The following is a 25506-nucleotide window of genomic DNA, read 5'->3' as shown; positions in this document are numbered from 1 at the left end:
CCATGCACCGAAGCGCGCTCCTCGCCCCTGCTGCCTCCGCGGCCTTGCTGTTCACGCTCGCGCCGCCGGCGCTGGGCCAGCCGCAGCCGCCGCCAGCGCCGGCGGCGCCGAGCCCGGACCAGGCCGCGCCGGCCCCGGCGCCCGACGCGCCAGGCTCGGACCAGGCCGCGCCGGCCCCGGCGCCCGCCGCGCCGGCCACGCCGCCTCCGATCTCGCAGGCCGCCCCCGCGCCTGCCGTCCCCACCCTCCCGCGGATCGAACCCTACCTCCCGCCAGCGGCCACCGAGCCGCCCGTCCGCGCGGGGGACGCGATGGACACGCGCCTCACGTGGACGCTCGGCGACGACGACCTGCTCCACGACACGGGCCAGGCGCAGCCGCTCTCGCCCAACCTCAGCGTCGGCGATCGGAAGCAATACCGGCTCTTCTTCGACAACCTCAACTCCCGCTTCACCGGGCGCGAGAACCTGACGCACCTCGCGCTCTACAAGCGGATGCCGGGGTTCATCGCGCGGCTGGACACCGAGGCTTCGCTGATCCTGCGCGTCGATCTCGCCGCGCTGTCCAGGAACAACAACAACCTCAATCAGGCGTTTTACGACGCCGGATCGTTCATTCGCGCCTTCTATCACATAGGCGGCAGGGCAGAGGGGAAGACCGGCGTCGGTGTCACGCTCTGGCCCATCGACACGGACCGGTTTCGTCTCGGCTATCTCTACGAGATCTCGTGGGGCGGGACGAACGCCTCCATCAACCAGTCCATCTTCCCGCGCATCATCGGACCCGCGCCCGGCGCGAAGGTCCAGCTCGATGCCGACCGGTTCAGCGTGTACGCGGGGTTCAAGATCGCGAGCCTCACCCAGGTCCAGAAGGTGCTCACCCCGGGCACGAGCGAGACCGAGGAGATCCCGATCGCTCAGACCAACTACGGCTTTCTCCTGGGCGGGGAAGCCGATCTCCACCCCTGCGTTCACGTCGACCTCGGCGCCGGCTACTTCCAGCAGGGCCGCTTCGAGTTGCCCGATGTCGCCGGCGACCCGGTCTACACCTACGGCGCCTCGGCCCGCATCGTCGCGCACGCCAGGAACGAGCCCATCCCGCAGTCGATCGACTTCCTCCTCTATCGCAACGATCCCAACAAGCCGCAGATCCTCTTCAAGCCCGAGGCGTACGCGCCGGGCAAGACGACATGGGCGGTGATCCTCGAGGCGACGAACCTCTTCCAGAACCTCAAGGACTTCGAATCTGCCGGCGCCACCGCCCACCAGCCGGCACGCGCCGGCGCCCTCCAGGCGGTCGTCAAGTCCGGGTATGCGCGCGCGAGCGTCACGGGCGTCTACCGCGACCTGCCGTTCGTGCTGCGCAACCAGCCGAGCTTCATCCCCTTCCAGACGATCCCGAAGACCGCCCAGACCTCGACGGCCGACGAGCTGTTCTTCGCGCTCGCGGCCGACTACCACCTCGCGTCCGCGCGGCTCACGCCCGGCCTCGGCGTCGGCCTGCAGTTCCCCGCCGCGTTCAGGACGATGTCCGTCGACGCCATGAGCGCGGTGATCGCGCGCACGTCCGTCGTCCGAGAGCAGGGCAATGTGTCGATCCTCCCCTTCAACACCTCCGCCGTCCCGATCTTCCAGCTCCGCGCGAGCCTCAAGTGGGATATCAGCGAGATCCTCTCCGCGGTCGCATGGGCTCAGTACGTGCGTGACAACAACGGCACGTTCATGGAACGCGATCCCTCCGAGGGCACCGTGGCCCTGCGCACCTTCGTGAACCCCGACTTCTTCGGCCTCGGAACGACCTTCCAGGCCCGCTTCTGATCCGGCGACCGCGCCCCGCGTTCACCGCGCGCCCGCGACGCGCACTCTCGTCGCGCTCCGCTTCCCGCGCTCGTCGCGCCCCAGCTGCCCGCGCTCACCGCGGCTGGAAGTCCTTGAACGCCGCCACGGCCCGCGGCGACGTGCTCACGGTCTCCACGATGCGGAAGCCGCCGCGCAGGTAGAAGCCCTCGAAGTGCAGCACGCTCTCGCCCTCGGCGGGCTCGATCTCCCAGTAGCGCGAGCGGTCCTTCGTCGTGCCGAGCGCCGCGATCCGCCGCCACCCCGCCGGGATCATCCCCGTCCACTCGGGGCCGCGCTTCTCCGACAGCTCGAAGTCGTCGCGGCTGTGCTTCACCCGGAAGCTCGCGTCCGGCCCCGAGCCGATGCGCGCGTCGAGCGCGGCCCCGGGCGGTCCCTTCGCCATCTGGTCCTGGCGCCGCGGCCCCCGCTTGCTCACGCGGTAGCCCGCCACCGAGTGCGGATCGAGGTAGTAGGTGCCCCCTTCCTTGCTCGCGCGCAGCCGCCCCGCGTAGATCGCCTGGCGCACCGCGCTCTCCGAGATGCCGAGCTGGTGCGCGGCGTCCGGCACCGTCATCGTGAACCGCGTCCGCGGCGTGACGACCGCCGAATCGGGCGGCAGCCGCTTCCGCGCCACGCAGTCGAGCATCACGTGGAAGGCCGGGTCGCGGTACACATCGGCGGTCGCGACGCTCCGGCCGGCGACGGCCGTCCTGTCCAGCAACGGGTTCTCCGGGCCGAGCACGAGATCGAGCAGCTCTGCATCGGACACCGACGGGTCCTTGCCCGCCGCCAGGACCCGGGACAGAAAGGCGCCCAGCTCGCCCGCCGGCGTCGGGAACTCGACCGTCTCGCCGGACAGCAGCGTGTATTGCGTCTTCATCTCGCCTCTTCGCAGCTCGCAGCTCGTCGTGTGCGCTCGCCCACGCCGCGCGCCGCACGCGTGCCCGGGCCCACGCGAGCCCGATCCATCCGTCCAGGAGGCGGACGAAGTCCCACGCACGCGCCGGAGGCGCGCGCAGGCGGATCTCACCCCACCGGGGACGCCGCGCCGGCGGAGCCCGCCTCGATGGACGGGCCCGCCCGCACGTCGCCCGCGTCGGGCACGCGTTCAGCGCCGCAGCACCCCATTACTGTAAGCCCGTTCAGGTTGTCCCGTCTAGTGCCTTTGCACGCCGCTAGGACAAATGCCGTCCGCTTCCAGGACGGCCGTGCGTCCACAACCTTCCGAAATCAAAGATTAATTCTGTATGATCAGAACGAGGCGTGACCACGGAAAAATCGTCGAGGGTCGCGGACGGGGCGCAGATCGCAGCGCCACGCCCGCCTCGCGCTGTCGCCGCGCCCGGGTTGCCGGAGGGATCTGTTCAGTGGGTAGGCCCCACCTTTTGTTCAGGTATCGGGTCGCTGTCGCGTCTCGGCGAGGGCCTCGATCGTGTCGCGATCGTGGTCCCGGATGCAGTCGACGCCGTTGCGCTCGAACTGGATGGCGGCGGCCAGCGCGGTCCGGCTTCGCTCGCGGTCCATGGCCCACGCGGCGTGTCGCACGAGCAGGGCGAGCTGCAGCGCCCGGCCCAGGGTGATCGCGACCCGGCGGGCGCCCGCCTCGAGGCCGGGGCGGTCGGCGGAGGCCATCTCCTTGATCCACGCGCGGGCGTGGGACACCGCGCGCGACGCGGACGTCTCGGCCTCGGCGAGCTTCGGCTCGACGACGCCGGTCAGGAGGCGCGCGACCTCGGCCGCGAGGATGTCGAGCGAGCCGTCCTTCAGGATCACCCGCAGCGCGTCGAGGGCGAGCACGTTCGTCGTGCCCTCCCAGATCGTGAGGACCTGCGCGTCCCGGAGCAGGCGCGGCAGCCCCGTGTCCTCGACGTAGCCGGCCCCGCCGAACGCCTCGAGCACCTCGCTCAGCACCGACACCGCCTGCTTGGCGGTCGTGAGCTTCGCGAGCGGGATGATCAGCCGCAGCAGCTTCGCCTCCGAGTCGGTGAGCGACCCCGTCTCCTCGCGCCCGAGCAGCTCGATCGCGCGGAAGGTCAGGTGGAAGGCGCCCTCGAACTCGGCCTGGAGCTCGGCGAGCGTGTCCATGTGCAGCGGCTTCTCCGCCAGCGTCGTGCCGAACTGGACTCGGCTCTGGGCGTACGAGCGCGCCAGCGCGAGCCCCCGGCGCATCCCGGCGATGGCGCCGATCGCGTTCCAGGTGCGCGTCACGTTGAGCATCGGCGCGATCGCCCGGACGCCGTTCGACAGGCCCGCCACCGGCGTGGCGAGGACGCCGTCGAGCGTGAGCTCGGCGGTCGGCACCTTGCGGGTGCCGAGCTTGTCCTTCAGCCGGTTGATCAGCACGCCCTCCCGGCGCCCCGCCTCGCCCGCGAGCTCCACGTAGAAGAGGGCGAGTCCGCGGCTGCCCTCCGGGTTGCCCTCGGGGCGCGCGAGCGTGAGCGCCATCTCCGACGTGGTCGACGAGGCGAACCACTTCGTCCCGTGCAGCCGGTAGGCCCCGTCGGAGCCGAGGCGCGCCGCCGTCTCGCTCCGCCCCACGTCCGAGCCGCCGGTGCGCTCGGTCATCCACTGGCCCGAGGTCCAGGCGGCGGCAGGGTCGCGGCTTGTGAGCCGGGGCACAGCGCGGTCGATGAGCGCGCGGTTGTCGCTCGCGAGGAGCGTCCGCGCTGCGCCGTCGGTCATCGCGAGCGGGCACGTGTACACGTCGCTCGACGCGTCGAAGAGGTACGCCAGCGCGAACTGATGGACGCGCGAGAACGCGCCGTGCGCCCGCTCGTAGGCCGTGGCGACGACCCCGTGTTCGCACGCGATCCGGGCCGCCTCCTTCCAGAGCTCGGTCACCTCGACATGGTCGATGCGCCTGCCCCAGGCGTCCCATGACGTGAGCTTCGGCTCGTTCGCGCGATCGGCGAGCTGCAGCTGGTACAGGCGGCCGCCGGCGAGCTCGCCCATCTCCCGCAGCGAAGGCGTTATCGACGCGGCCACCTCGCGCGGCAGGGCCCGCGCGAGGTAGGACCGCAGCACGCGGTCATCGTCGTACTGGTTCCCGAGTGTGGGGGGGTCTTGATAGAAAGCCACCGGCTGACTCCTAGGTTGGTGCGCCGCAACCCGAACCGTGCGACGCCCGCGCGCCGATCACGTTCCGCGCGCCCCTCCGTGCACGCGCGGCGACTCGCAGCCTCGATAGAGCTCGAAGCTACTGAACCCGTCCCACCCGGTTCAACAGGAAGCCGGAGGCTGCGTCGCGCCGACGCGGCGAACGGTGAACCTCTGCTGGTAATTTCGCCGCGTCGCCCGGTTTTTGTGGGCTGTTCGGGTGCTGTGTCGCACGGAAAGAAGCGGAAGTCGCTGAATGTGCAGTTCTTGACTTCTCCGATGTACCAATGCATATGGCTGGCGGTGAAGCTCTCGAACAAGGGTCGCTACGGTGTGCGCGCATTGTTCGATATCGCATTCCACAACGACGGGCGGCCGACCCAGATCCGCGAGATCTCCGAGCGGGAGCTCATCCCGGCGCGCTTCCTTGAGCAGATCTTCCAGGACCTGAAGAAGGCCGGGCTCATCAGCTCGAAGCGGGGGCCGCGCGGCGGCTATCACCTCGCGCGGCCCGCGAGCGAGATCAGCCTGGGCGACGTCGTCCGCGCCCTGGAGGGGCCGGTCGCCGTGATCGCTCCGGATGACGACGGCCGGCCGGGGGGCTCGCCGCTCGACCCGCCCACGGCCGTGTTCCACGATCTGGCGCTCGCCATCGAGCGCTGCTTCGACTCGGTGTCGATCGCCGACGTCTGCGAGCGCGGCGTCGAGCTCGGCGTGCACCGCAAGGGGCGGCCGGAGCGCTCGACCTACGTGATCTGAGCCGACACCATGAGCAGCCCCGAACGATCCGCACACTCCACCGGCGCCCCCCGCACACCCGCGGAACCCGCGGGCGGCGCAGCGCAGCTCCCGCCGCTCCCGTCGCACCCGCGCGTCGTCGACAGCCTCCTCGACCTCGTGGGCGACACGCCGCTCTTCGAGATCCGCCGCGTCGACGCGGCGACGCCCCGGGGGCGCGTCTTCGGGAAGGCCGAGCAGCAGAACCCGGGCGGCTCGCTGAAGGACCGGATCTGCCTGGCGATGATCGAGGGCGCCGAGGCGCGCGGGCTGCTCGGCGCGGGCGGCGTGGTCATCGAGCCCACGTCGGGGAACACGGGGATCGGGCTCGCGATCGTGTGCGCGGCGAAGGGGTACCGCTGCATCCTGACGATGCCGGCGAGCATGAGCCTGGAGCGGCGCCAGCTGCTCGAGGCCTATGGCGCGGAGGTCGTCCTGACCGAGCCCGAGGCGCAGATGGAGGGGGCCATCGCCCGGGCGCGCGAGCTCGCGGCGGACATCCCGGGGGCGCTCATCCTCAGCCAGTTCGACAACCCCGACAACCCGCGCGTCCACGCGGAGACGACCGCGCGGGAGATCCTGCACGCGATGGCCGGCCTCGACGCGCCGGGGCGGCCCGGTCCCCGGCAGTCGCTGACGATCGACGCGTTCGTCGCCGGCGTGGGGACGGGCGGGTCGGTGAGCGGCGTCGGGCGGGTGCTCAAGCGGATGCGCGCGGCGACGCGCGTCATCGCGGTCGAGCCCGAGTCCTGCGCGACGATCTCGCGCGGCGAGCGCGGGCCCACCAAGATCCAGGGGCTCGCGGCCGGGTTCGTCCCCGCGAATTACGATCCGGGCGTGGTGGACGAGGTGCGGACGGTCAGCGATCGCGCCGCGTACGAGACGAAGGTGGCGCTGGCCCGGCAGGAGGGGCTGCTCGTCGGCATCAGCGCCGGCGCGGCGGTGCGCGTCGCGCTCGACGTCGCCCGCGAGCTCGGCCCCGACGCCAACGTGGTGACCGTCCTCTGCGACACCGGCGAGCGCTACTTCAGCCTGGACGAGTATTTCCGATGAGCGGCAGCGGCGAGGCGATCCGGGGGTGCGTCCTCGTGGTCGGGGCGGGGGGGATCGCCGCGCCCGCCGCGCTCGCGCTCGCCGCCGCCGGGGTGCGGGAGCTCCGGGTCGCGGACGACGACCAGGTCGAGCTGACGAACCTGCATCGTCAGATCCTGTTCGACGACGACGATGTCGGGCGGCCGAAGCTCGATGCGTTCGCGGAGGCGCTGCGCCGCCGCTTCCCCGGGCTCCGCGTCGATCGCCGTTACGGCCGCTTCACGCCGAGCGCGGCGGCGGGGCTGATGCCGGGCGTCTCCCTGGTGGTCGACGCGACCGACAACTTCGCGTCGCGGTTCCTGATCGCCGACGTGTGCCGCCTCACGAGGACGCCGGTGGTCCATGCCGCCGCGATCCGCTGGCGCGCGACGGTGATGGCGGTCGCGGGGGAGGGGGCGCCCTGCTACCGCTGCCTGTTCGAGGACCTGCCGACCGGGGACGCGCCGGATTGCGCCACGGCCGGGGTGGCTGGCCCGGTGTGCGGCGTGGCCGGCGCGATCGCGGCGGATCGCGCGCTGGCGATCCTCGCGGGCGACGCGACGATCTTCGGCCGGATCGCGACGTACGACGGCCTCACGGACACGCTGCGCAGCGTCCCTGTCTCCGCGCGGCCCGCCTGCGACCTGTGCGGATCGCGCGCCGCGATCGCGACGATCGACGCGTCCCGCTACGTCGTCGCATGCGCGGCCGAGAGCGGATCCTCGATCCCTGTTGAAGGGGACCGCGAAGGCGGATCCCCGACCCCTGCTGAAAAGGACCGCGAAGGCGGATCCCCGACCCACGTTGAAGGGGACCGCGAAGGCGGATCCTCGACCCACGTTGAACCTGAAAACGACCGCGAGAGCGGATCCTCGACCCACCTCAAGACTGGAGAGCAAGACCATGGCTGACACCGCGACCGTCCGCATCCCGACCCCGCTCCGCACGCTCACCGGCGGGCAGGACGAGGTCAAAGCCGCCGGCGGCACCGTCGGCGAGCTGATCGAGAACCTCGAGAAGAGCTACCCCGGCATCCGCGACCGACTCCTCGACGACAAGGGCGTGCGGCGCTTCGTGAACATCTTCGTGGGCGACGAGGACATCCGCTTCCTCGACGGGCTGAAGACGCCCGTGAAGGGCGGTGACCAGGTGGCGATCGTGCCCGCGATCGCCGGGGGCTGAGGTGGACGACCCGCGCTATCTCCGCCAGGTGTTGCTCGCGGAGATCGGTCCAGAGGGACAGGCGAGGCTCGGGGCGGCGACGGCGCGCGTGCTCGGCGGCGGCAGCGACGCGCCGCCGCTCGCGCACGAGGTGGCGGAGCGCTACGCGCGCGGCGCCGGCTTCGGCGCGCTCGCGGACGGCGCGATCGACCTCGCCGCGCTCGCGCCCGCGGACCTCGTCGCCTCGCCCGCCGCGCGCGCCGTGCTCGCCGGCGCGCGCGCGGCGCTCGCCGAGATGCGCGCCGCGCTGGCGCTGGGCAGCGCCGCGGGGAGCGCGGGGCAGGGGAGCGCGGGGGAGGTCGACCCGTCATGAGGCACTCGCTCGCCCGCTCCCGCCGCCTGGGGTCGGTCGTCGACGCCGTGGGCGACACGCCGCTCTTGCGCCTCTCGCGCGTCGGCCGCGACACGCCGTCGGTCGAGGTCTACGCCAAGCTCGAGTTCGCGAACCCCGGCGGCTCGGTGAAGGATCGCGCCGCGCTGCGGATGATGACCCGCGCCGCCGCGGACGGGCGCCTCACCAGCCAGAAGACGCTCATCGACTCGACGAGCGGCAACACCGGGGTCGCCTACTCGCTCTTCGGCGCGGCGATGGGCTTCAAGGTGGCGCTCGTCATGCCGTCGAACGTGTCGAAGGCGCGCAAGGACATCGCGCGCGCGTTCGGCACGGAGCTCATCTTCAGCGACCCGATGGAGGGCTCCGACGGCGCGATCCGCCTCGTGCGCTCGCTGGTCGAGGAGGATCCGGAGCGGTACTTCTACCCGGATCAGTACTCGAACGAGGACAACCCGCTCGCCCACTACCACGGCACGGCGCGCGAGATCCTGGAGGCGGTCGGCGACAGGATCACGCACTTCGTGGCCGGCATCGGCACGAGCGGCACCATCGTCGGGACGAGCCGGCGGCTGCGCGAGCACCACCGCCCGATCCGCTGCGTCGCCGTGGAGCCCACGGAGGCGCTCCACGGGCTGGAGGGGCTCAAGCACCTGCCGAGCTCGCTCGTGCCCGCCATCCACGACGAGGGCGCGTACCACGAGACGATGCGCATCGCGACGGAGGACGGCTGGGACATGTCCGATCGCCTCGCGCGCGAGGAGGCGCTGCACGTCGGGCACTCGGGCGGCGCGGCCGTCTTCGCGGCCTTCGAGATCGCGAAGCGCCTGCACCGCGAACAGCAGGGAGGGTGCGTCGTGGCGATTGTCCCGGACCGGGGCGACCGCTATTTTGCGCCCATGAAATGGGAGAAGCGTTACGTATGGTGATGTCTCCACAGCCGTGGACCGCCGGTGGGGTCGTCCTCAAGGCGAGCGTGCTCAAGGCGGTCGAGGACGAGGCGCTCGCCGGCTACGCGCGCGACGAGGAGGCCTGCGGGTACCTGAAGGGGCCCGCGGACGAGCCGCTGCTCTGCGACGAGCACGTCCGGATGGACAACATCGCGAACAAGCTTCACGCCATCGATCCGGAGCGGTACTTCCGGACGGCGCGCACGTTCTTCGATTTCAACGGCAAGCGCTTCTCCGACGCCGTCGAGAAGGGCGCCTCGGCGGGGCGCCCGGTGAAGGTGCTCTATCACTCGCACCTCGACGCCGGCGCCTACTTCAGCCCGACGGACGCCGCCATGATGAGCGGCGGCGAGCCGCCGGCCGACGAAGGGGGCCAGATCGTGATGGGGCCCGGGCCGGCGTTCCCGCTCGCGTTCCTCGTCACCAGCGTGCGCGGCGGCTCCGGCGAAGGGCGCCCGGAGGAGGCGCCCCGCATCGCCGAGCACCGCCTCTTCGTGTGGGACGGCACCGCGTTCGTCGCGTCGACGTTCTCCGTCGTCGATTGAGCTCATTGCGCCGGGGCGCGCGTCCGCGCACTCTCGCGCAGCCCTCATCCGCTCGCTGAGGGATCTGCATCCGAGGCCCGGAGAGGCCGAGTCCGTAGTCGTCACTTCATTATCGAAGGAGTTGCCTAAATGTCAGGTTTTGTTGTCTGGTTCACCGGTTTGAGCGGCGCCGGCAAGAGCACGCTCGCGGCGATGCTCTCGGCCGAGCTCCGCGCCCGCTCCGTCCACGTGGAGGTGCTCGACGGCGACGAGGTGCGCACCAACCTCTCGAAGGGCCTCGGGTTCTCGAAGGAGGACCGCGATACGAACATCCGGCGAATCGGATACGTGGCGAAGCTCATCGCCCGGTCGGGCGCGTGCGCGATGACGGCCGCCATCAGCCCTTACAAGGCAATCCGTGACGAGCAGCGGGCCCAGATCCCCCACTTCGTCGAGGTGTTCTGCTCCTGCGAGATCCCCGTGCTCGCCGAGCGCGACGCGAAGGGGCTCTACAAGAAGGCGCTCGCGGGCGAGATCAAGAACTTCACGGGCATCGACGATCCGTACGAGGCGCCCGAGAGCCCCGAGGTGCTCGTCGACACCGGCAAGGAGACGAAGGAGGAGAGCCTCGCCAAGATCCTCGCCAAGCTCGAGGACCTCGGCTACGTCCCGCGCCGCGGCGCCGCGGTCGCCGTGTCCGGCGCGGCCGCCGCGGGGGCGGCCGCGGGCGGCGCGCGCGGGCTGATCGCGCCGCACGGCGGCGAGCTCGTGAACCGGTGGGTCGAGGGCGCGGCGAAGGCGTCGCTCGCGGAGCGGGCGAAGGGGCTGCCGGTCATCGAGCTCGACGAGCGGACCGAGAGCGACGTCGAGATGATCGCGATCGGGGCGTTCTCCCCGCTGCGCGGCTTCATGAACTCGAAGGACTACCTGCGCGTCGTGCGCGAGATGCGGCTCGAGAGCGGCCTGCCGTGGTCGATGCCGATCACGCTCGCCGTCTCCGAGCAGGCGGCCGAGGCGCTCCGCGTGGGCTCCGAGGCGGCGCTCCGCGCGCGCGACGGCCGCATCGTCGCGGTCATCGAGCTGAGCGACAAGTGGCGGCCGAACAAGGAGATCGAGGCGCAGGAGGTGTTCCGGACGACCGAGACGAAGCACCCGGGCGTCGCGTACCTGATGAGCACGGGCCCCGTGTACGTCGGCGGCGAGATCCGCGTGCTGGAGCGGCCCGTCGACTCGGCGTTCCCGGCGTACGACCGGAGCCCGGCGACGACGCGGGCGTACTTCGCCGAGAAGGGCTGGCGCCGCATCGTCGGGTTCCAGACGCGGAACCCGATCCACAGGGCGCACGAGTTCATCACCAAGACGGCGCTGGAGATCTGCGACGGCCTGATGATCCACCCGCTCGTCGGCGCGACCAAGTCGGACGACATCCCGGCGGACGTGCGGATGCGTTGCTACGAGGAGCTCATCGCGAAGTACTATGTGAAGGACCGCGTGCTCCTCTCGATCTACCCGGCGGCGATGCGCTACGCGGGGCCGCGCGAGGCGATCTTCCACGCGCTGGCGCGCAAGAACTACGGCTGCTCCCACTTCATCGTGGGGCGCGATCACGCCGGCGTCGGCAGCTACTACGGCACGTACGACGCGCAGGAGATCTTCAATGCCTTCAGCCCCGGAGAGCTCGGCATCACCACGCTCAACTTCGAGAACGCGTTCTACTCGACGGTGGTCGGCGCGATGGCCACGGCGAAGACGGCGCCTGGTGATGCGTCGACGCAGGTCAACCTGTCCGGGACGAAGGTGCGCGAGCTGCTCCAGCGCGGCGAGCTGCCGCCGCCGGAGTTCTCCCGTCCGGAGGTCGCGCGCATCCTCATCGAGTCGATGCGCAGCTCGTCGTAGCCCCGGGCGCCTGAGGGCCGCGGCGGGCGGCGCCGCCGAGCGGGGCCGCGCGGCATCCGACGGGTCGCGCGTGGCGCGCGCCGCGCGCGCCGCGGCCCTCTCGCTCCTCGCCGCGCTCGCCGGCGTCTCCGCGGGGACGCCGGCGCGCGCGGATCTCAGCGACGACGCCGCGCGCGTCGCGCGGATGTGGTCGCTCTCCGGCGCGCGCGTCGCGCGCCTCCCCCCCATCTTCCTCGAGCACGGCCGCGCCCGGGTCGTGGCGGTCGATCCGCCCGCCGGCCCGGCCCGCGTGGCTGGCGCTGCCGGCGCGGCGGCGGACGAGTGCCTCACCGCCGCGTTCCTCGCGCCGCGCACGGCGGAGTTCACGCTCTCTCCCGAGGGGCCATCGGGCGGCGTCCCCGCCCTCGAGGGCTTCCTCCAGCAGCTGCGCGGCGCGGAGCCCGAGGACGACCGCCGCGTCCAGAGCGTCGCCGGGGTCGCGGCCATCACGCGGTGCGGGGCCGAGCGCGAGGGGCTGCGCCGCGTGGCCATCGAGGTGCTGTCGACGCGCAGCGCGTTCGATGTCGTCGTCGCCGCGTCGAGCGGGCCGCTGGAGCGCGTCGAGGCCATCCTGCCGGAGCGCGCTTCCGGGCCCGTCGCGCCCCGCGGCGACCCCGGGCGGCCCTCCGAGCCGGGGCCGCTCGACGCCCGGGTCGCGCGGGCCGCCCGGCGCGCGCTCGCGGAGGGGGCGCCGCGCGTCGCTCCGACCGACATGCGCGCCTCGTCGATCGGGACGGGGCAGTTCTCGGTCAAGCTCCCCGAGGGCTGCCACCGCCTCGACCTGATGGCCGAGGTGCCGAGCGCCACGTTGCGCCGCGCGACCGACCTCGACGCCGAGGCGCGCGAGGGGACCACGGGCAGGCTGCTCGATCGCGACAGGTCCGACGCGCCCGACGCGCGGCTCGATTTCTGTCTGGGCGAGCAGGGGGTCGTCGAGGTGCCTTTCCTCGGGGCCGCGGGGCCGGTGAAGGTCGTGCTGTCCGACGCGCAGTGGCCGATATCCGCGTTCGTGCCGGGGCACTTCGGCGCGCGCGCCCGGGGCAACCTGGCCGCCGCGCTGCGCCGCCGCCACGCGCCCGCGCCGCGCGCGCAGGCGATCGCCGAGGCGATCGGCGCGCAGGGCGACACGCTCGTCCCGGTCCAGGTCGAGCCGGGCCGCTGCTACTTCGCGGCGGCGGCGCTGGCCCGGGGCGAGCTGCGCGCGCTCCGGATCTCCGTCGAGCTCGGCGACCGCGCCGGGCGCGACGACGCCGGCGAGAACGGCGAGAGCGCCGGCGTGGCGTTCTGCTCCGAGATCGAGGAGAGCGCCGCGCTCCGCGTGTCCGCGCGCGGCGGCTCGCCGGTCTGGGTCGTCGCGGTCTGGCCGATGGACTGACCCCCGCTCACCCCGCGGCGTGGGGGCGCCTCGGGCGGCGGCGCGGGGCCAGCTCCGGGCCTGGGCTGGCCGCGGCGCCGGGCTGGGCCCGCTCCGGCAGCAGCTGGCGGAGCTGCCAGGCCTGCAGGAACGCGCGTCGCTCCGCGGCGCGCAGCGCGTGCTGGTGCTGGCCCATCATGAACGCCGGCACGACCAGCATGAACAGGGTCGTCAGCGTCAGCGCCGTCATCGTCGCGATCTTCGAGTGCTCGACGGCCTGGGGCAGGATGACCATCGCGCCGCCCGCGAACTCGTACGAGCGGGGCAGGACGCCCGAGTACTCGATCCACGCGGCGGCCAGCACCGCGATGCAGCTGGTCACGACGACGGCGACGCGGTAGGCCGTCCGGTACGTGAACGAGTTGCCGTACGTCAGGATGACGAGCAGCATCGGCATGAAGAGCAGCGGACCGAAGCCGCGCCCGATGCACAGGAAGCTGAGCACGTTGAAGACGAAGCCGGCGTAGGCGTACCACTCCGCGGACGGGCGGTGGACGACGCGCGCGGCGAGGAACTTCATCAGCGCCGCCAGGGCGGTGAAGCCCAGGATGAAGGCGAAGACCTGCCACTCGCGGATGCCCAGCCACACCGCGGCGACCAGCGTCGCGATCGCCGTCGCGAGCAGCTCGGCGCGCATGCCCGCGCGCAGCTGCAGCCGGTGCCGCGCCGCCGCGGCGGCGTCCAGGTCGGCGAGCACCTCCGCCGGCATCTCGCGCGGCGGCTCGGTCAGGACGCGCCGGAGCGTCTCCAGGGCGCGCTCGTTCGACGGATCGAAGGCGAGCGCCTGGCCGACCTCGCTGAGCAGCGCCTTCCGCGCGCCCTCGGCTTCCTTGCCGCCGGCGAGCGCCTCCGTCACGCGCTCCTCGGCCAGCCCCGCGTGCCGCGCCGCGAGGTCGCGGCGGAGCTCCACGTCCTTGTCGCCGTCGAGGAACCGCTCGACCGCCTCGTAGAGCGCGCGGGCGGACGGGTAGCGCTCGGAGGGCTCGCGCCGCGTCGCCGTCACGCAGATCGCGTCGAGCTCAGGCGGCACCTCGCGCTCGGGCGCGCGCACCGACGCCCGCGCGTCGGCGCCGTGGATGAGCGAGTCGAGCATCTCGGTGCGGTCCTTCTTCGGGTGCAGCGGCTTGAGCGTGAGGAGCTCGAAGAGGATCGCGCCGAGCGAGTAGATGTCGCTGCGCACGTCGAGCGTGTCGACGCACCCCTGCGCCTGCTCCGGCGACATGTACCCGAGGGTCCCGAGCACGTCGCCCGGGATGGTGCGCGTGCTCATGGGATCTTCGCCCATGTCGATCGTCTGGAGCGGCGTGTCGATGAGCTTCGCGACGCCCCAGTCGAGCAGGTACACCTCGCCGAAGTCGCCGAGCATGATGTTGGCGGGCTTGAGGTCGCGGTGGAGCACGCCGCGCGAGTGCGCGAAGTCGACGGCGATGCAGACCGACGAGAAGGCGGTGAGCAGCCTGCGGCGCGAGAAGCTCTGGAGCGCCGCCGGGTCGCCCTCGCGGAGCTCGTTCAGGATCCTCGCCAGCGTGAGGCCCCGGAGGCGCTTCATCGTGAAGTACGCCGAGCCCTTGCTGTCCACGCCGAGGTCGTAGACCGGCACGATCGACGGGTGCTCGAGCTGGCCCTGCACCCGGGCCTCGCGGAGGAACCGGTGGCGCAGCGTCGTGTCGCCCTGGTGCTCGGCGCGGATGACCTTCATGGCCACGTCGCGGCCGATGCGGCGGTCCCTGCAGAAGTGGACCTCGCCCATCCCCCCGACGCCGAGCAGCGACCGCATCTCGTAGCGGGGGCCGTCGCTCGACAGATCCGCGAGCTCCGCGCGGGCGCGGCCGAGGCTCACGGGGGTGGGGCTCTGACCGTGCGAATCTCCGCCCTTCCCGCGAGATTTTCGCATCTCGGGGAGCTGCTCGAGCGTCTCGAAGTCGTCGTCGAACAGGGCCATGGCGTCCGGGAAGCCAGGCTCGGTCGCGCCGTGCCAGAAATACCCACACCGGCAGGGCTCCGCGTGGCGACCCTCGACCGCCTCGACGGACGGCAGCGAGCGGCGTTGCGGAGTGCTGGGCTTCCTCGGACGAGAAAATCTCGTATCGGGTGGTCATGTCAACGGGATGCTGCGTCCGTAGAAGACGGCCGACGCGCAATGCGACAGGCGCGCGCCGCGCACATCCCGTGCGGTCGGGGTGAAGGCGGGAGCCGCTCACGAAATGCAGGTCGGTGTCGGGTTTTCAGCGGTCCTGGCGAGCGCTGTGGTGGCGTCTCCGTCGCGCAGGGTGCGCGATGTGAGGCACGTCACGGCGCGGGCGATCGCCGGCGGAGGCTCGATGCGCTCGAGGTGCTCGGCGCGCTCGCTGCGTTCAGCTCGGTCAGCGTCCGAGGAGCGCGAGCAGCGTCTTCTTGTTCGTGAGGCCGACGTGACGCCCGATGGGCTCGCCCTTCTGGAAGGCGACGACCGTCGGCAGGCCGCGGATGCCGAAGCGCTGCGCGGCCTCGGGCGACGCGTCGACGTCGAGCTTGACCACCTTGACCTGGCCGGCCGTCTCGGCCGCGATCTCATCGACGAGCGGCGCGAGCCGCTTGCAGGGGGCGCACCAGGATGCCGAGAAGTCCACGAGCACCGGCGTGTCCGTCTGCAGGACCTCCTGCGCGAAATTCAGGTCGTTGACTTCGATGACATGGCTGCTGCCCATGGCGCTGTCCTTTCGGTTTTCTCGGGATTGAGCGGGCCCTGGCTGCGACGCGCCGGGCCGATGCCGGCCCGATCCTCGACAGCCTCGCTCGCTCCAACTGTTATATGCACGGTTTCAGTTTCTGCCAGGGGAGCGGCTCGGCCGCCCGCAGGGAGGGCGGCCTCGCGTGTGTCCCTGGGAGGAGGCCGGCGCGGCGTCGCCGCGCGGCCAGGCGCCTCCGCGATCAGCCGGCCTTGACCGGCGCAGGCGCCGGGCGGCCGAGGTGCTGCGCCCGGAGCGCGATGTCCGCGACGGTCTTCTGCGCGAGGCCGCGCAGCAGCCCTGCGTTGGCCGCCTCGGCGACCTCATCGAACGCCCGCTGGATCCCCGACCCGATCGGGCACCTCGCGTTCGGCTCGCACGGGCTCGGCGCGATGGCGCCTTCCGGCTCGACGGCGGCGTACACCTCGCTCAGCCGGATCTTCTTGGCCGGCCTCGCCAGGCGATAGCCGCCCGAGCGGCCCTCCCGCGCCTCGATGAGCCCGGCCTGCGACAGCCGCGCGAGGATGCGCCGCAGGAAGGCCGGGTTCGTGTTGATGCTCGCCGAAAGCGCGTCGCTCGCGCAGCTCTCGTCGGACTGGGCGAGCAGCGCGAGGGCGTGCGTGGCGATGGCGAAGCGACCCGAGGACATCGAAAGGCCCCTCGGCCGTTATCTGAGGGCTCGGGGGGTTCCGCTGTCAAGGCGCGGCGGGCGGTCGATCGTCCGTGCGCTCGCGCGCTCGCGCCTCGGCGCCTGTTCGCTCAGCGCGACCTGGGCGAGGTGCGGATCAGCACGAGGGCGTCTCCCTTACCGTCCGCGAGGCGCAGCTCGATCGACGCGGGGACGGCCGCCGGGCCGGCGCAGCGGCTGTCGGACACGACGTGCCGCGCCCTGGCGAGCGAGCTCTCGCCCGTCGAGGTGTCGACGAGCCGCAGATCGACGCCCGCGCCGTCGGCGTCGAGCGCCGCGATCACCTCGGCGCACGTGTTGGCCGGGATCGGGAGCGGGAGGATCTTGAGGCGCGCGGCGTCGAGCCCCACGGCCTGCGCGCCGGCCGCCCCCGCGGCGTCGGCGGGGCCGGCGGCGCTCATGCGCCCGAGCAGCCTCGCGGCGGCGATCGGATGGGCGACGAGCGCCGGCGGGGCCTCGGGCTCCTTGCGGACCTCCACGGCGAACGGGCCAGGCTGCGCCATCGACTCGACGTCGACGCGCGCGGGGCCGCCGCGCCCGCAGGTGAAGAGCGTCGCGCGCGCGCCGCCCCGGGCGCGGCCGAGGAGGGCGTGGCCCTCGCTCCAGAGCTCGGCGAGCACGTCGGCGAGCGGCTTGCCGGCCAGCACGTCGATCCGCGCGCAGCCGGCCGGCAGCTCGATCGGCAGCGTCGTCCGGCTGCCGAGCCGCGCGGCCCCGGTCGACACGCGCGGCGCGCCGTAGCCCCGGCCGGCGAGCGCGCGGGCGTGGTCCGCCCGCGCCTCGGCGAGGTCGCGGCCCTCGGTCACGCGCTCGATCGGCGTGGCGCCGGAGATCTCCGCCTCGGCGCCCGGCTGCGAGCGGCTCACGACCACGGCCACGAGGCCCTGCGTGCCGCGCGAGCGGATCGCGATCGAGAGCTCGACGGAGACCGCCGAGCAGAGGAGCAGCGAGCGATCCTGGCCCCGCTCGCGCGCGCGCGCGACGACCCTGCCGGTCTCGTCCTCCGCGACCACCTCGAGCGAGGCGACCTCGTCGCTCGGGGAGACGAGCACGTCGAGGCAGCGGCCGCCGTCGAGGGTGGCGCCGATCCGGCTCGCGGTCCTCGAGCCGACGGGCAGCGCGACGCGCCGGACGTCGTCCCAGCGCGCGCCGACCGCGGCGCGGCGCGCCCTGATCTTCGCCTCCAGGCCGGGCCACGACTCGAGGCGCCCGCTCTCGTCGCCGGACCTGCCGCGCGCGCCGACGGCGCGGGCGACCGCGTCCGCCGCCTTGACCGGGACGCTCTGCACGCCGACGCTCACCGCCCCGGCGCCCGACATGACGCGCGCCATGACATAGAGCCTCCGCGGGTGCGGCGGGCAGACGAGGATGGAAGCGCGCGCGTCGGCGGCCTCGTCCGTCGAGAAGGCGCTGCCGTCGTCCTCGAAGGCGAACAGGTCGACGTCGCTGATCGTCGGCGAGACCCGCGCCATCGCGAGCATGCACTCGCCCGCGGGCACCTCGACGAAGGCGCCGAGCCGATCGCCGTCGGACGCCATGTCCGCGCCGATCACCCGGAGCGCGCTCGCGCCCGCCAGCGCTGCGCGCTGCGCGTCTCCGCCGAGGAGGGTGCTGCCGTCGATGCGATCCGGCAGCGTGCGCAGCGTCTCCGGCGCTCGCGCGCCCGGCGAGGCGATCGCCCCGGCGCCGCAGGCGGGCAGGACGGCGAGCGAGGCCGCGAGCGCCCAGGCCGCGCGGGCGGGCGACGGAGCCGCGGCGCGGGCGGGCTCGGACGGGCGGTGCGCAGGCAGGATCGGGAGCGCAGGCCGCAGCGCGGGCGTCGGCGGGGGCGCGGGCGAAGGAAGGGACGCGGGATGTCGGGGGCGCAAGGGCGTGGGCTCGTCGGGGCGGGCGCTCGATCGAGAGGGAAGGTTCTACTTCAGCGCGGGTACGGCATCCAGGGCGCGCCGGCCGCCGCCGGGGCCGCGGCCGTCCACCGCGTCATCCCTCGGCGGTCTCGGCGCAGATCCGTCCGAGCGTCCGGACCGCGTGCTCGCTGAGCTCCGTGAACGGGTAGCCGCAGTTCACCCGGATGTAGTTCGAGAAGCGGTGCTTGGCCGAGAAGATGGGCCCCGGCGCGACGCTGATGCCGTGCTCGAGCGCGCGCTCGTGCACGTCGAGCGCGCTCGTGCCGGGCGGCAGCTCGACCCAGAGCACGAAGCCGCCGGCGGGGCGCGAGACGCGGGTGCCGGGCGGGAAGTGCTCGGCGATCGCCTCGCTCATGCGCGCGACCTGGGCGGCGAGCCGGCGCCGGAGCGTCCGCAGGTGGTGGTCGTACCCGCCGAGCTCGAGGAACTCGGCGATCGCCATCTGCGGCAGCGTCGCGGTCGCCACGCTCTGCGCGAACTTGAGCTGCTCGACCTCGTCGAGGAAGCGGCCGGGCGCCGTCCAGCCGACCCGGTAGCCCGGCGCCACCGTCTTCGTGAACGACGAGCAGAGCATCACGAGGCCCTTCTTGTCGAACGCCTTGGCGGGGCGGGGGCGGACGTCGCCGAAGTGCAGGTCGCCGTAGATGTCGTCCTCGATGAGCGGCACCTCGCGGCGCGCGAGCATCGCGACGAGCCGCTCCTTCGCCTCGTCGGGCATGGCGCTGCCGAGGGGGTTGTTGAAGTTCGGGATCGCGAGGCACGCCTTGATGCGGTGGCGGCCCAGCATCTCCTCGAGGACGTCGAGGTCCATGCCGGTGCGGGGGTGCGACGGGACCTCGATCGCCTTGATGCCGAGGCTCTCGATGAGCTGGAGGAGCCCGTAGTACGCCGGCGACTCCAGCGCGACCGTGTCGCCCCGGCGGGCGACCGCGCGCAGGCAGAGGTGGAGCGCCTCCATGGCGCCGACCGTCGTCACGATGTCGTCGGGGGAGAGCGCGACGCCCGACTCGACCGAGCGCCGGGCGATCTGCCGCCGCAACGCCGGCAGGCCGGGCGGCGGATCGTACGAGACGCCGGCGCCGCCCGCGCTCCGCGCGATCGCGCTGAGGATCCGGTTCAGCTTGTCGGTCGGCAGGAGCTCCGGGCTCGGGCACGCCGCGCCGAACGGGACGATGTGCGGGTCCCGGCACGCCCGGTAGACCTTGGAGACGAGGCTCTTCACGCTGACCCGCGTGGCGGTCGTGCAGGGGCGCGCGGCCCGGGGCTCGGGCAGCGCCGCGCCCCGGCGGGCGCGGACGTAGTGCCCCGACTGCGGGCGCGCCTCGACGAGCCCGCGGTTCTCGAGCTGCATGTACGCCTGCAGCACCGTCGCGACGCTGACCCCCTGCTGCCGGCTGAGCCGCCGCACCGACGGGATCCGGTCGCCCGGCCGCAGCGCGCCGCGCGCGATCAGATCCGCGATGTGCGCGGCGACGCGGTCGTAGAGGTGGGCCTCGTCCTCCGCTTCGATGGGCGCCTGCACCTGCACGAGACGAAGTGTACAGCCGGGCGGGCCCTGCGGTACCGGTACAGCTGCCGGGCGTGAGGACCAGCACAGTCGCCTGTTCCGGAAACTGTACCGGCCGCAATTACCAACCGACTGCCTCTGTACCGGTCGCTCGCTTGGCCCCACCCTTCGGGGCATGAAATTGACCTCACTTGTTTCGGAGCCGCCATCGCGCCTCCGGGAGCCGTCGCGGATCGAGCTCGGGAAGGGTCGCCTGTGGACGCACCGCCTGCGGGGCGGCCCGCTGCTCCTGAGCTGTACCGCCGGCGCGGTCTGGATCACCCGCGAGGGCGAGCCGGAGGACGTGGTCCTGGAGGCCGGATCCAGCTATGGGGGCGAGGGGCGCGGGCTCCTCGTTGTGGAGGCGCTCGAGCCGGCGCAGATCGCGGTGGCGAGAGGCGAGGCAGGGAAGACGGTGCGCGCGGCGCTGGCGAAGGCGCGGGGGAGCTGGCTGGTGCTGCTCTCGCTCCTCGCGCTGTACGTGATCTGGGGCTCGACGTACCTGGCGGTCTCGGTCGCGCTCGAGACGATGCCGCCCTTCTTGTTGGCCGGGACGCGCTTCATGACGGCGGGCGCGCTGCTCTACGGCGTGCTCCGGCTGCGCGGCGCCCCGCGGCCGACGCTGCGGCAGTGGGGCGCGGCGGCGCGGGTCGGGGTGCTGCTGCTCGTCTTCGGCAACGGGTTCGTCGTCGTCTCGCAGCAGTGGGTGAGCTCGGGCGTCGCCGCGGTCGTGGTGTCCACGATGCCGCTCTGGCTGGCGCTCTTCGCCACCGCGCGAGGCCGGGGCGCCGCGCGCGCGGTCCACGCGCCCGCCGGCGCCCCGGAGGTCTCCCGGCGCGAGTGGATCGGGCTCCTCGTCGGGTTCGCGGGCGCGGCGCTGCTCCACCTCGGCGGCGATCTCCACGCGGCGCACGCCGGGGCCCTGCTCATCTTGCTGGCCCCCGTGTCGTGGGCGCTCGGCTCGCTGTACAGCCGCTCGCTGCCGCTCCCGGAAGGGCCGATGGCGGTCGCGGCGGAGATGCTCGCGGGCGGCGCGGTGATGCTCGCGGTGAGCGCGCTCTCGGGTGAGCACCTCGCGGCGGCGCCCTCATCGCGGTCGCTCCTCGCGCTCGCCTATCTGGCGGTGTTCGGATCGATCGTGGCCCTCAGCGCGTACACGTACCTGCTCCGGAGCACGCGCCCGGCGATCGCGACGAGCTACGCGTACGTGAACCCGATCGTCGCCATCGCGCTCGGCGTCCTGCTCGGCGGCGAGCGGGCCTCCGCGACGACCTGGGCCGCGGCGGCCATCGTCGGCGCCGGCGTCGTCATCGTCTCGCGGCGCTAGGCGCGCTGCGCTGCGCTGCGTTCGCGGGTCACCCCACCCCCACCCCACCCCGCTCCGACGGCGCGTCGCGCCGGCCGCCTCCGCGCCCCGGGCGCGCGCCGTCGACCGTAGGCAATGCGGGAGGCGGCGTGTAGTGTGCGCAGCGAGGAGGCGAGGTAGATGAAGAGAGGGTACCGGCTGCTCGGCTGGGCGCTGCTCCTGCTCGGGGCGCCGTCGGCGTGCAGCGGCGGCCACGTCGGCGCTGCGTCGAGCAGCGGGGCGAGCGCGACGTCGGGCGCGGGCGCCGGCGAAGGCGGCGGCGGCGGCGCGACCACGGGCACCGGGGAGGGCGGCGGCGCGGCGGTGGGCGCCGGAGAAGGCGGCGGGGCGGCAGTCGGCGCGGGCGCGGGCGCAGGGCCGAGCGGCGAGTGCGCGGCGCTCGTGCCCGGGCCCTTCGAGCCGGCGCTGGTCACGGCCGTGTTCAGCGGCAGCGAGGACTTCGCGTTCGACGGGCGCGGCTACCTCGTCGCCAAGCAGGGGCCGAACCTCGTTCGCTTCGACGCCACGGGCCGGACCTCGAACTTCGCGTCTCTGCCTGGCCCCGTGCCTGGGCTCCGGTACCGGCCCGACGGGACCCTCGTGGCGGCGCTGCCGGCCCAGGGCGCCGTCGTCCAGATCTCGGCGACCGGAATGGTCGACGACTACGTGGCAGGCCTCACGGACCCGAACGGCCTCGCTCCGGACGCGCTGGGCAACGTCTGGGCGACCGACCTCGCGGGCGGCCGGGTGATCCGCCTCAACCCCGATGCCACGATCGACGAGATCGCGAGCGGCGCCCCCGAGGTGAGCGAGCCGAACGGAATCGTCTTCGACCCGGCGCGATGGGCGGTTTTCTACACCAACTCCTCTGCCGGCGAGATCCGCAAGATCGACCTGAACAACCCTGGCGAACCTCCCTCGCTCGTGGTCACGGTCGCCTCGTCCGTGCTCGACGGACTCGTCCTCGATACGTGTGGTCACCTCTACACGGTCGATAACGAGAACCGGAGGCTCTATCGTGTGAGGCTCGACGCGGGCGGCGCCGCTCTGGGGGAGGCCGAGCTGCTGGCGCGCTTCCCGACCGGGGTGGCCAATGCGCAGTTCGGCGCGGGCCCGGGGTTCGATGCGAGGACCCTTTACGTCGGAGGCGCAGCCGGCTCGATCTATGCTGTTGCCGTCGGCATCGCCGGCGCGCCGGTCCCGGCGCCGCCAGAAGCGCCGTGATGGGCGCTCCTCGGCGGCGCGCTGGAGGGGGCGCTCAGCGGGCGCCTTCCGCTGCCACTTCGCCCTTCTTGAGCTTCTCTTGAAGCTCGCCGAGCTTCCCCGCGGATCGGTCGAGGGCGCGCGCGGCGCCCTCGAGCGCGATCCGCCCGTAACCGATGGCCACCCCTGCCCAGGAGGTGCCCAGCTCGCGCAGCGTCTCGACGAACGGCGGCTTGACCGGCGCCCCGCCGCCGGCGTCCGCCGCCTGCGCGGGCCCGGCGCTCCCGTTCACGCTGTTCTCGGCCTTCGGCTCCGTGATGCTCTGGGTCTCACTCATGGTCTGCCTCCCACTTCGGTGTGTCCCCCCGCGACGACCGCGGGCGTACAGAAATGATGAATCCAGCGTTGACCCCCGTGCCCCGCGCGTCGCCCGCTCTCGCGGGCTCGCAAGACGCGATGTGCACTGGAGCGAGGGGAGCCCCGCCGCACGGCCGTGCCCGCGAACAGAGCCACCTTGTGGCTTCGTCGGAGGCACAATCGCGACGCCACGAGACTGCGACGCGACGCGTTAACTGTCAAGGCCTCATGTCGATTTTGTTGCCGTCGTTTTTCCCTAGGTTGTTTGATGAGGACGCTGCGGCGGCCATCGCGTTCGCTCGGCAGGTCAAGGAAGGGAGTCACCCTATGTCGCTCGCGCGCTGGAACAAGGCCACGCCACCAACGCTGTTGTGGCTTCTCGTGGTGCTGTCGCTGCTCGCCGTTCCGTCGCTCTCGATGGGGCAGGCGCCTGACGCGCCGACGGCGGCGCCCGCCGCGGGCGCGGCGCCAGCGACGCCCGCGGCGAAGGGCGCCGCGGTGCAGGCGCAGGCGCACGGGCCTCCGCCGGACTCGTGGGCTGGACAGCTCGAGATGCTCTCTCGCTGGGTCGACCAGCGCGGCGGCTCCGGGGGCTGCGAGGAGCGCTGTTACGCGCTCGATCGGCTGCGCATCACGGGCGCGGTGGGCGAGGGGCCGCTCCAGTTCGAGCTCTCGGGCGGCGTGCTCACGGACCGCCCCGTGGCCGTGCCGCTCTTCGGGCCGCCGGCGCACCTCCGCATCGAGGCCACGCTCGACGATGGACGGCCCGCGTCGCGCCGCGAGGCCGCGCCGATCAGCTTCGAGGACGACCACTACTACCTCTGGACGGCCGCGCGCCGCTTCGTGCTCCGGGGCAGCCTGTGGCTCGAGGGCGACCTCACGCTCCTGGTCGCCGGCCCGCTCAACACGTTCGAGGCCGACATCACCGGCGGCTCCGTCGCCGAGGGCGCGCGGCTCTCGGGGCTCCGCGGGGCGACGCTCCACTTCACCCCCGACGGCGGCGCGGGGGGCGAAGCGGGCGCGAGCGCGGGCCCCACGGTGTTCCAGCTGTCGCGCGCGGTGCGGGTCGGCCGGGAGATCGGCTTCGAGTACCGGCTCGTCATGCGGTCGGGCAGCGACCTCGGCGTCGTGCGCCTGCCGCTCGCGTTCGGGGAGAAGGTGCTCGACGTCGCGGGCGCGAGCGGCTTCCGGGTCGAGGGCGGCGAGCTCGTGCTGCCCACCTCGGGCCGCGCCGCGGAGATGAAGATCTCGGGCACGCTCCCGAAGGTCGGGGCGTTCTCGCCCGATCCGCGCTCCGCCTACGAGTGGTGGCTGTTCGAGTCCGACGCGGAGCACCGCCTCACGGTGAAGGGCGACGCGCGCCAGGTCGACGCCGCCGAGTCGCCGATCCCGCGGACCCAGGCGACGTCGCGGCTCCTGCTCGTGCAGCGAGGGCAGCGCGTCGAGGTCGCCGTCGAGCCGCTCTCGGGGGTCGAGGTCCTCGCCGCGGTGGTGCGCGACCACCGCCGCACCCTGGTCCTTACCGAGCGCGGAGACCTCGTGGCCGACGACGCGCTCACCTACGAGAACAACGGCATCGACTACCTGACCTACGCGCCGGGCGGGCGGCCGATCTACCTCGCCACCGACGGGAAGGCGCAGCGGATCATGCACCAGGGCAAGGCCGCGGAGGAGGTCCTCGTGCCGCTGCAGACGGGGAGCCACACGATCCAGGTGCAGTCCCTGGCGCAGGCGGCGGTGCACTCGCTCGGAGGAACCCTGGAGCTGCCGATGCCGAGCTACCCGCTCACGGCGAGCGAGGTGGCGCTGACGGTCGGGCTGCCCGATCGCGTGGTGCCGCTCGCGCTGCTCGGCGGCGACCGGCCGGTGTGGTTCGCGGACGCGGGCGACGCCTTCGCGGTGGCGATCGGCTTCGTTGCCGCGTGGATCGCCGTCCGCCCCGGCGGGGCGACGAGCCGCGGGCGCGTGCGCGCGCTGCGCGCGCTGGGCGGGCTGCTCATGGCGGGCCTGTGGTTCCTGGCGCCCGCGACGTTCGTGGCGCTGCTGGTCGGCATCGCGACGGCCGTGGCGGCGTGGCTGGCAGGGCGGCTCCTCGGAGGCCGCGGCCGCGCCGCCGCGATGGTGGTGCTGCTCGGCCTGGGCGGCCTGGCGCTCCTGGTCGGGCTCTTCGCCGTCTCGGCGAGGAGCTACAGGGCGGAGCGCTGGAACTCGACGTACAGCGAGTCGGCGGCGCCGGCGCCCGCCGCCGTGCGCAGGGCGAAGGACGACGATCTGGCCAAGGGCGGCGGCGCGCTCGCCCCTGGAGGCGCGGTGCTGGAGGGGGTGACGCCGGTCGCGCTGTCGCTCCCGGCCTACGAGCGGGCCGTTCAAGCGCGCCGCGAGCTCGTCACGCGCGAGCGCGCCTTCCGCCCCGTGCTCGTCTACACGACCTCCTCGGCGCTCGTGCCGCTCGTGCTGCTGTGGCTGGCCGGGGTGACGGTGCTCCTCGCCGCGCACCGCGCGCCGCTCACGGCGCTCTACCGGGGCGCGGCCGCGCGCCTCGCGCGCAGGCCCGAGGACGACGCCCAGGGGGAGCCTCCGGCGCCTGCGCGCTGA

21 protein-coding genes are annotated in these 25506 nt (G+C 73.3%); 13 read left to right on the top strand and 8 right to left on the bottom strand.

Translation table 11 applies throughout. The features are described from left to right. Window positions 1-2: 2 nt before the first annotated feature. Complete coding sequence (locus WME95_RS32000) at window positions 3-1817, top strand: hypothetical protein (protein WP_437903146.1); 1815 nt, start codon at window positions 3-5, stop codon at window positions 1815-1817. A gap of 94 nt (window positions 1818-1911) precedes the next feature. On the opposite strand, the gene WME95_RS31995 is transcribed toward WME95_RS32000, so the two are convergent. Both WME95_RS31995 and WME95_RS31990 read right to left on the bottom strand, forming a co-directional pair. Then, entirely contained in the window at window positions 1912-2718 is an 807-nt protein-coding gene (locus WME95_RS31995) for a helix-turn-helix domain-containing protein (protein ID WP_437903145.1), read from the bottom strand. 509 nt (window positions 2719-3227) lie between these two features. Further along, the gene (locus WME95_RS31990; protein WP_437903144.1) at window positions 3228-4916 is read right to left on the bottom strand and encodes an acyl-CoA dehydrogenase family protein; all 1689 of its coding nucleotides are present in this window, start codon (window positions 4914-4916) and stop codon (window positions 3228-3230) included. Window positions 4917-5213: 297 nt separating this feature from the next. On the opposite strand from WME95_RS31990, the gene WME95_RS31985 reads away from it, so the two are divergent. The 9 genes from WME95_RS31985 (at window position 5214) to WME95_RS31945 (ending at window position 13118) form a co-directional block, all read left to right on the top strand. Next, on the top strand, window positions 5214-5693 hold the full coding sequence (locus WME95_RS31985) for an RrF2 family transcriptional regulator (protein WP_437542645.1): 480 nt from the start codon (window positions 5214-5216) through the stop codon (window positions 5691-5693). 9 nt (window positions 5694-5702) lie between these two features. Beyond that, entirely contained in the window at window positions 5703-6764 is a 1062-nt protein-coding gene (cysK, locus tag WME95_RS31980; RefSeq protein ID WP_437903140.1) for a cysteine synthase A, read from the top strand. Next, entirely contained in the window at window positions 6761-7693 is a 933-nt protein-coding gene (locus WME95_RS31975) for a HesA/MoeB/ThiF family protein (RefSeq protein WP_437903139.1), read from the top strand. The genes cysK and WME95_RS31975 overlap by 4 nt, the downstream gene beginning before the upstream one ends. Beyond that, window positions 7686-7964 carry a MoaD/ThiS family protein gene (locus WME95_RS31970; RefSeq protein ID WP_437303463.1) on the top strand — a complete coding sequence of 93 codons (279 nt, stop codon included), beginning with the start codon at window positions 7686-7688 and terminating at the stop codon, window positions 7962-7964. The genes WME95_RS31975 and WME95_RS31970 overlap by 8 nt, the downstream gene beginning before the upstream one ends. A 1-nt stretch (window position 7965) precedes the next feature. After that, the gene (locus tag WME95_RS31965) at window positions 7966-8316 is read left to right on the top strand and encodes a thiamine biosynthesis protein ThiF (protein ID WP_012238382.1); all 351 of its coding nucleotides are present in this window, start codon (window positions 7966-7968) and stop codon (window positions 8314-8316) included. After that, window positions 8313-9263: a PLP-dependent cysteine synthase family protein gene (locus WME95_RS31960; RefSeq protein WP_437903136.1), complete on the top strand. Its 951-nt coding sequence runs from the start codon at window positions 8313-8315 to the stop codon at window positions 9261-9263. The genes WME95_RS31965 and WME95_RS31960 overlap by 4 nt, the downstream gene beginning before the upstream one ends. Continuing rightward, on the top strand, window positions 9257-9829 hold the full coding sequence (locus WME95_RS31955) for a Mov34/MPN/PAD-1 family protein (protein ID WP_437542639.1): 573 nt from the start codon (window positions 9257-9259) through the stop codon (window positions 9827-9829). Before WME95_RS31960 ends, WME95_RS31955 begins: the two co-directional genes overlap by 7 nt. A 129-nt stretch (window positions 9830-9958) precedes the next feature. After that, window positions 9959-11704: a sulfate adenylyltransferase gene (gene sat, locus WME95_RS31950; protein ID WP_437542637.1), complete on the top strand. Its 1746-nt coding sequence runs from the start codon at window positions 9959-9961 to the stop codon at window positions 11702-11704. 70 nt (window positions 11705-11774) lie between these two features. Next, window positions 11775-13118 carry a hypothetical protein gene (locus WME95_RS31945; protein WP_437903134.1) on the top strand — a complete coding sequence of 448 codons (1344 nt, stop codon included), beginning with the start codon at window positions 11775-11777 and terminating at the stop codon, window positions 13116-13118. A gap of 7 nt (window positions 13119-13125) precedes the next feature. Here WME95_RS31945 and WME95_RS31940 read toward each other — a convergent pair whose 3' ends face one another. From WME95_RS31940 to WME95_RS31920, 5 genes are all read right to left on the bottom strand, one after another. Further along, window positions 13126-15099, bottom strand: a complete 1974-nt coding sequence (locus WME95_RS31940) for a serine/threonine protein kinase (RefSeq protein ID WP_437903133.1) — start codon at window positions 15097-15099, stop codon at window positions 13126-13128. 421 nt (window positions 15100-15520) lie between these two features. After that, window positions 15521-15844, bottom strand: a complete 324-nt coding sequence (gene trxA, locus WME95_RS31935; protein ID WP_437903132.1) for a thioredoxin — start codon at window positions 15842-15844, stop codon at window positions 15521-15523. 223 nt (window positions 15845-16067) lie between these two features. Further along, window positions 16068-16514, bottom strand: a complete 447-nt coding sequence (locus WME95_RS31930; protein WP_437293652.1) for an Rrf2 family transcriptional regulator — start codon at window positions 16512-16514, stop codon at window positions 16068-16070. A gap of 110 nt (window positions 16515-16624) precedes the next feature. After that, window positions 16625-18421, bottom strand: a complete 1797-nt coding sequence (locus tag WME95_RS31925) for a hypothetical protein (RefSeq protein ID WP_437903131.1) — start codon at window positions 18419-18421, stop codon at window positions 16625-16627. Window positions 18422-18533: 112 nt separating this feature from the next. Continuing rightward, on the bottom strand, window positions 18534-19988 hold the full coding sequence (locus WME95_RS31920; protein ID WP_437903130.1) for a PLP-dependent aminotransferase family protein: 1455 nt from the start codon (window positions 19986-19988) through the stop codon (window positions 18534-18536). A 154-nt stretch (window positions 19989-20142) separates the two neighbouring features. Between WME95_RS31920 and yedA the strand changes: the two genes are divergently transcribed. Next, the gene (yedA, locus tag WME95_RS31915) at window positions 20143-21333 is read left to right on the top strand and encodes a drug/metabolite exporter YedA (RefSeq protein ID WP_437903129.1); all 1191 of its coding nucleotides are present in this window, start codon (window positions 20143-20145) and stop codon (window positions 21331-21333) included. Between the two features lie 159 nt (window positions 21334-21492). Further along, complete coding sequence (locus tag WME95_RS31910) at window positions 21493-22575, top strand: SMP-30/gluconolactonase/LRE family protein (RefSeq protein WP_437903128.1); 1083 nt, start codon at window positions 21493-21495, stop codon at window positions 22573-22575. A gap of 34 nt (window positions 22576-22609) precedes the next feature. Here the strand turns inward: WME95_RS31910 and WME95_RS31905 are convergent, their stop codons facing one another. Continuing rightward, window positions 22610-22891, bottom strand: a complete 282-nt coding sequence (locus tag WME95_RS31905) for a hypothetical protein (RefSeq protein ID WP_437903127.1) — start codon at window positions 22889-22891, stop codon at window positions 22610-22612. Window positions 22892-23238: 347 nt separating this feature from the next. Here WME95_RS31905 and WME95_RS31900 point away from each other — a divergent pair, with 347 nt between their 5' ends. Continuing rightward, on the top strand, window positions 23239-25506 hold the full coding sequence (locus tag WME95_RS31900; RefSeq protein ID WP_437903126.1) for a hypothetical protein: 2268 nt from the start codon (window positions 23239-23241) through the stop codon (window positions 25504-25506).

Source organism: Sorangium sp. So ce327, assembly GCF_051530205.1.
Taxonomy (GTDB): domain Bacteria; phylum Myxococcota_A; class Polyangia; order Polyangiales; family Polyangiaceae; genus Sorangium; species Sorangium cellulosum_B.
The sequence above is the reverse complement of the archived record's forward strand: the minus strand, read 5'-3'. Positions and strand labels throughout refer to the sequence as shown.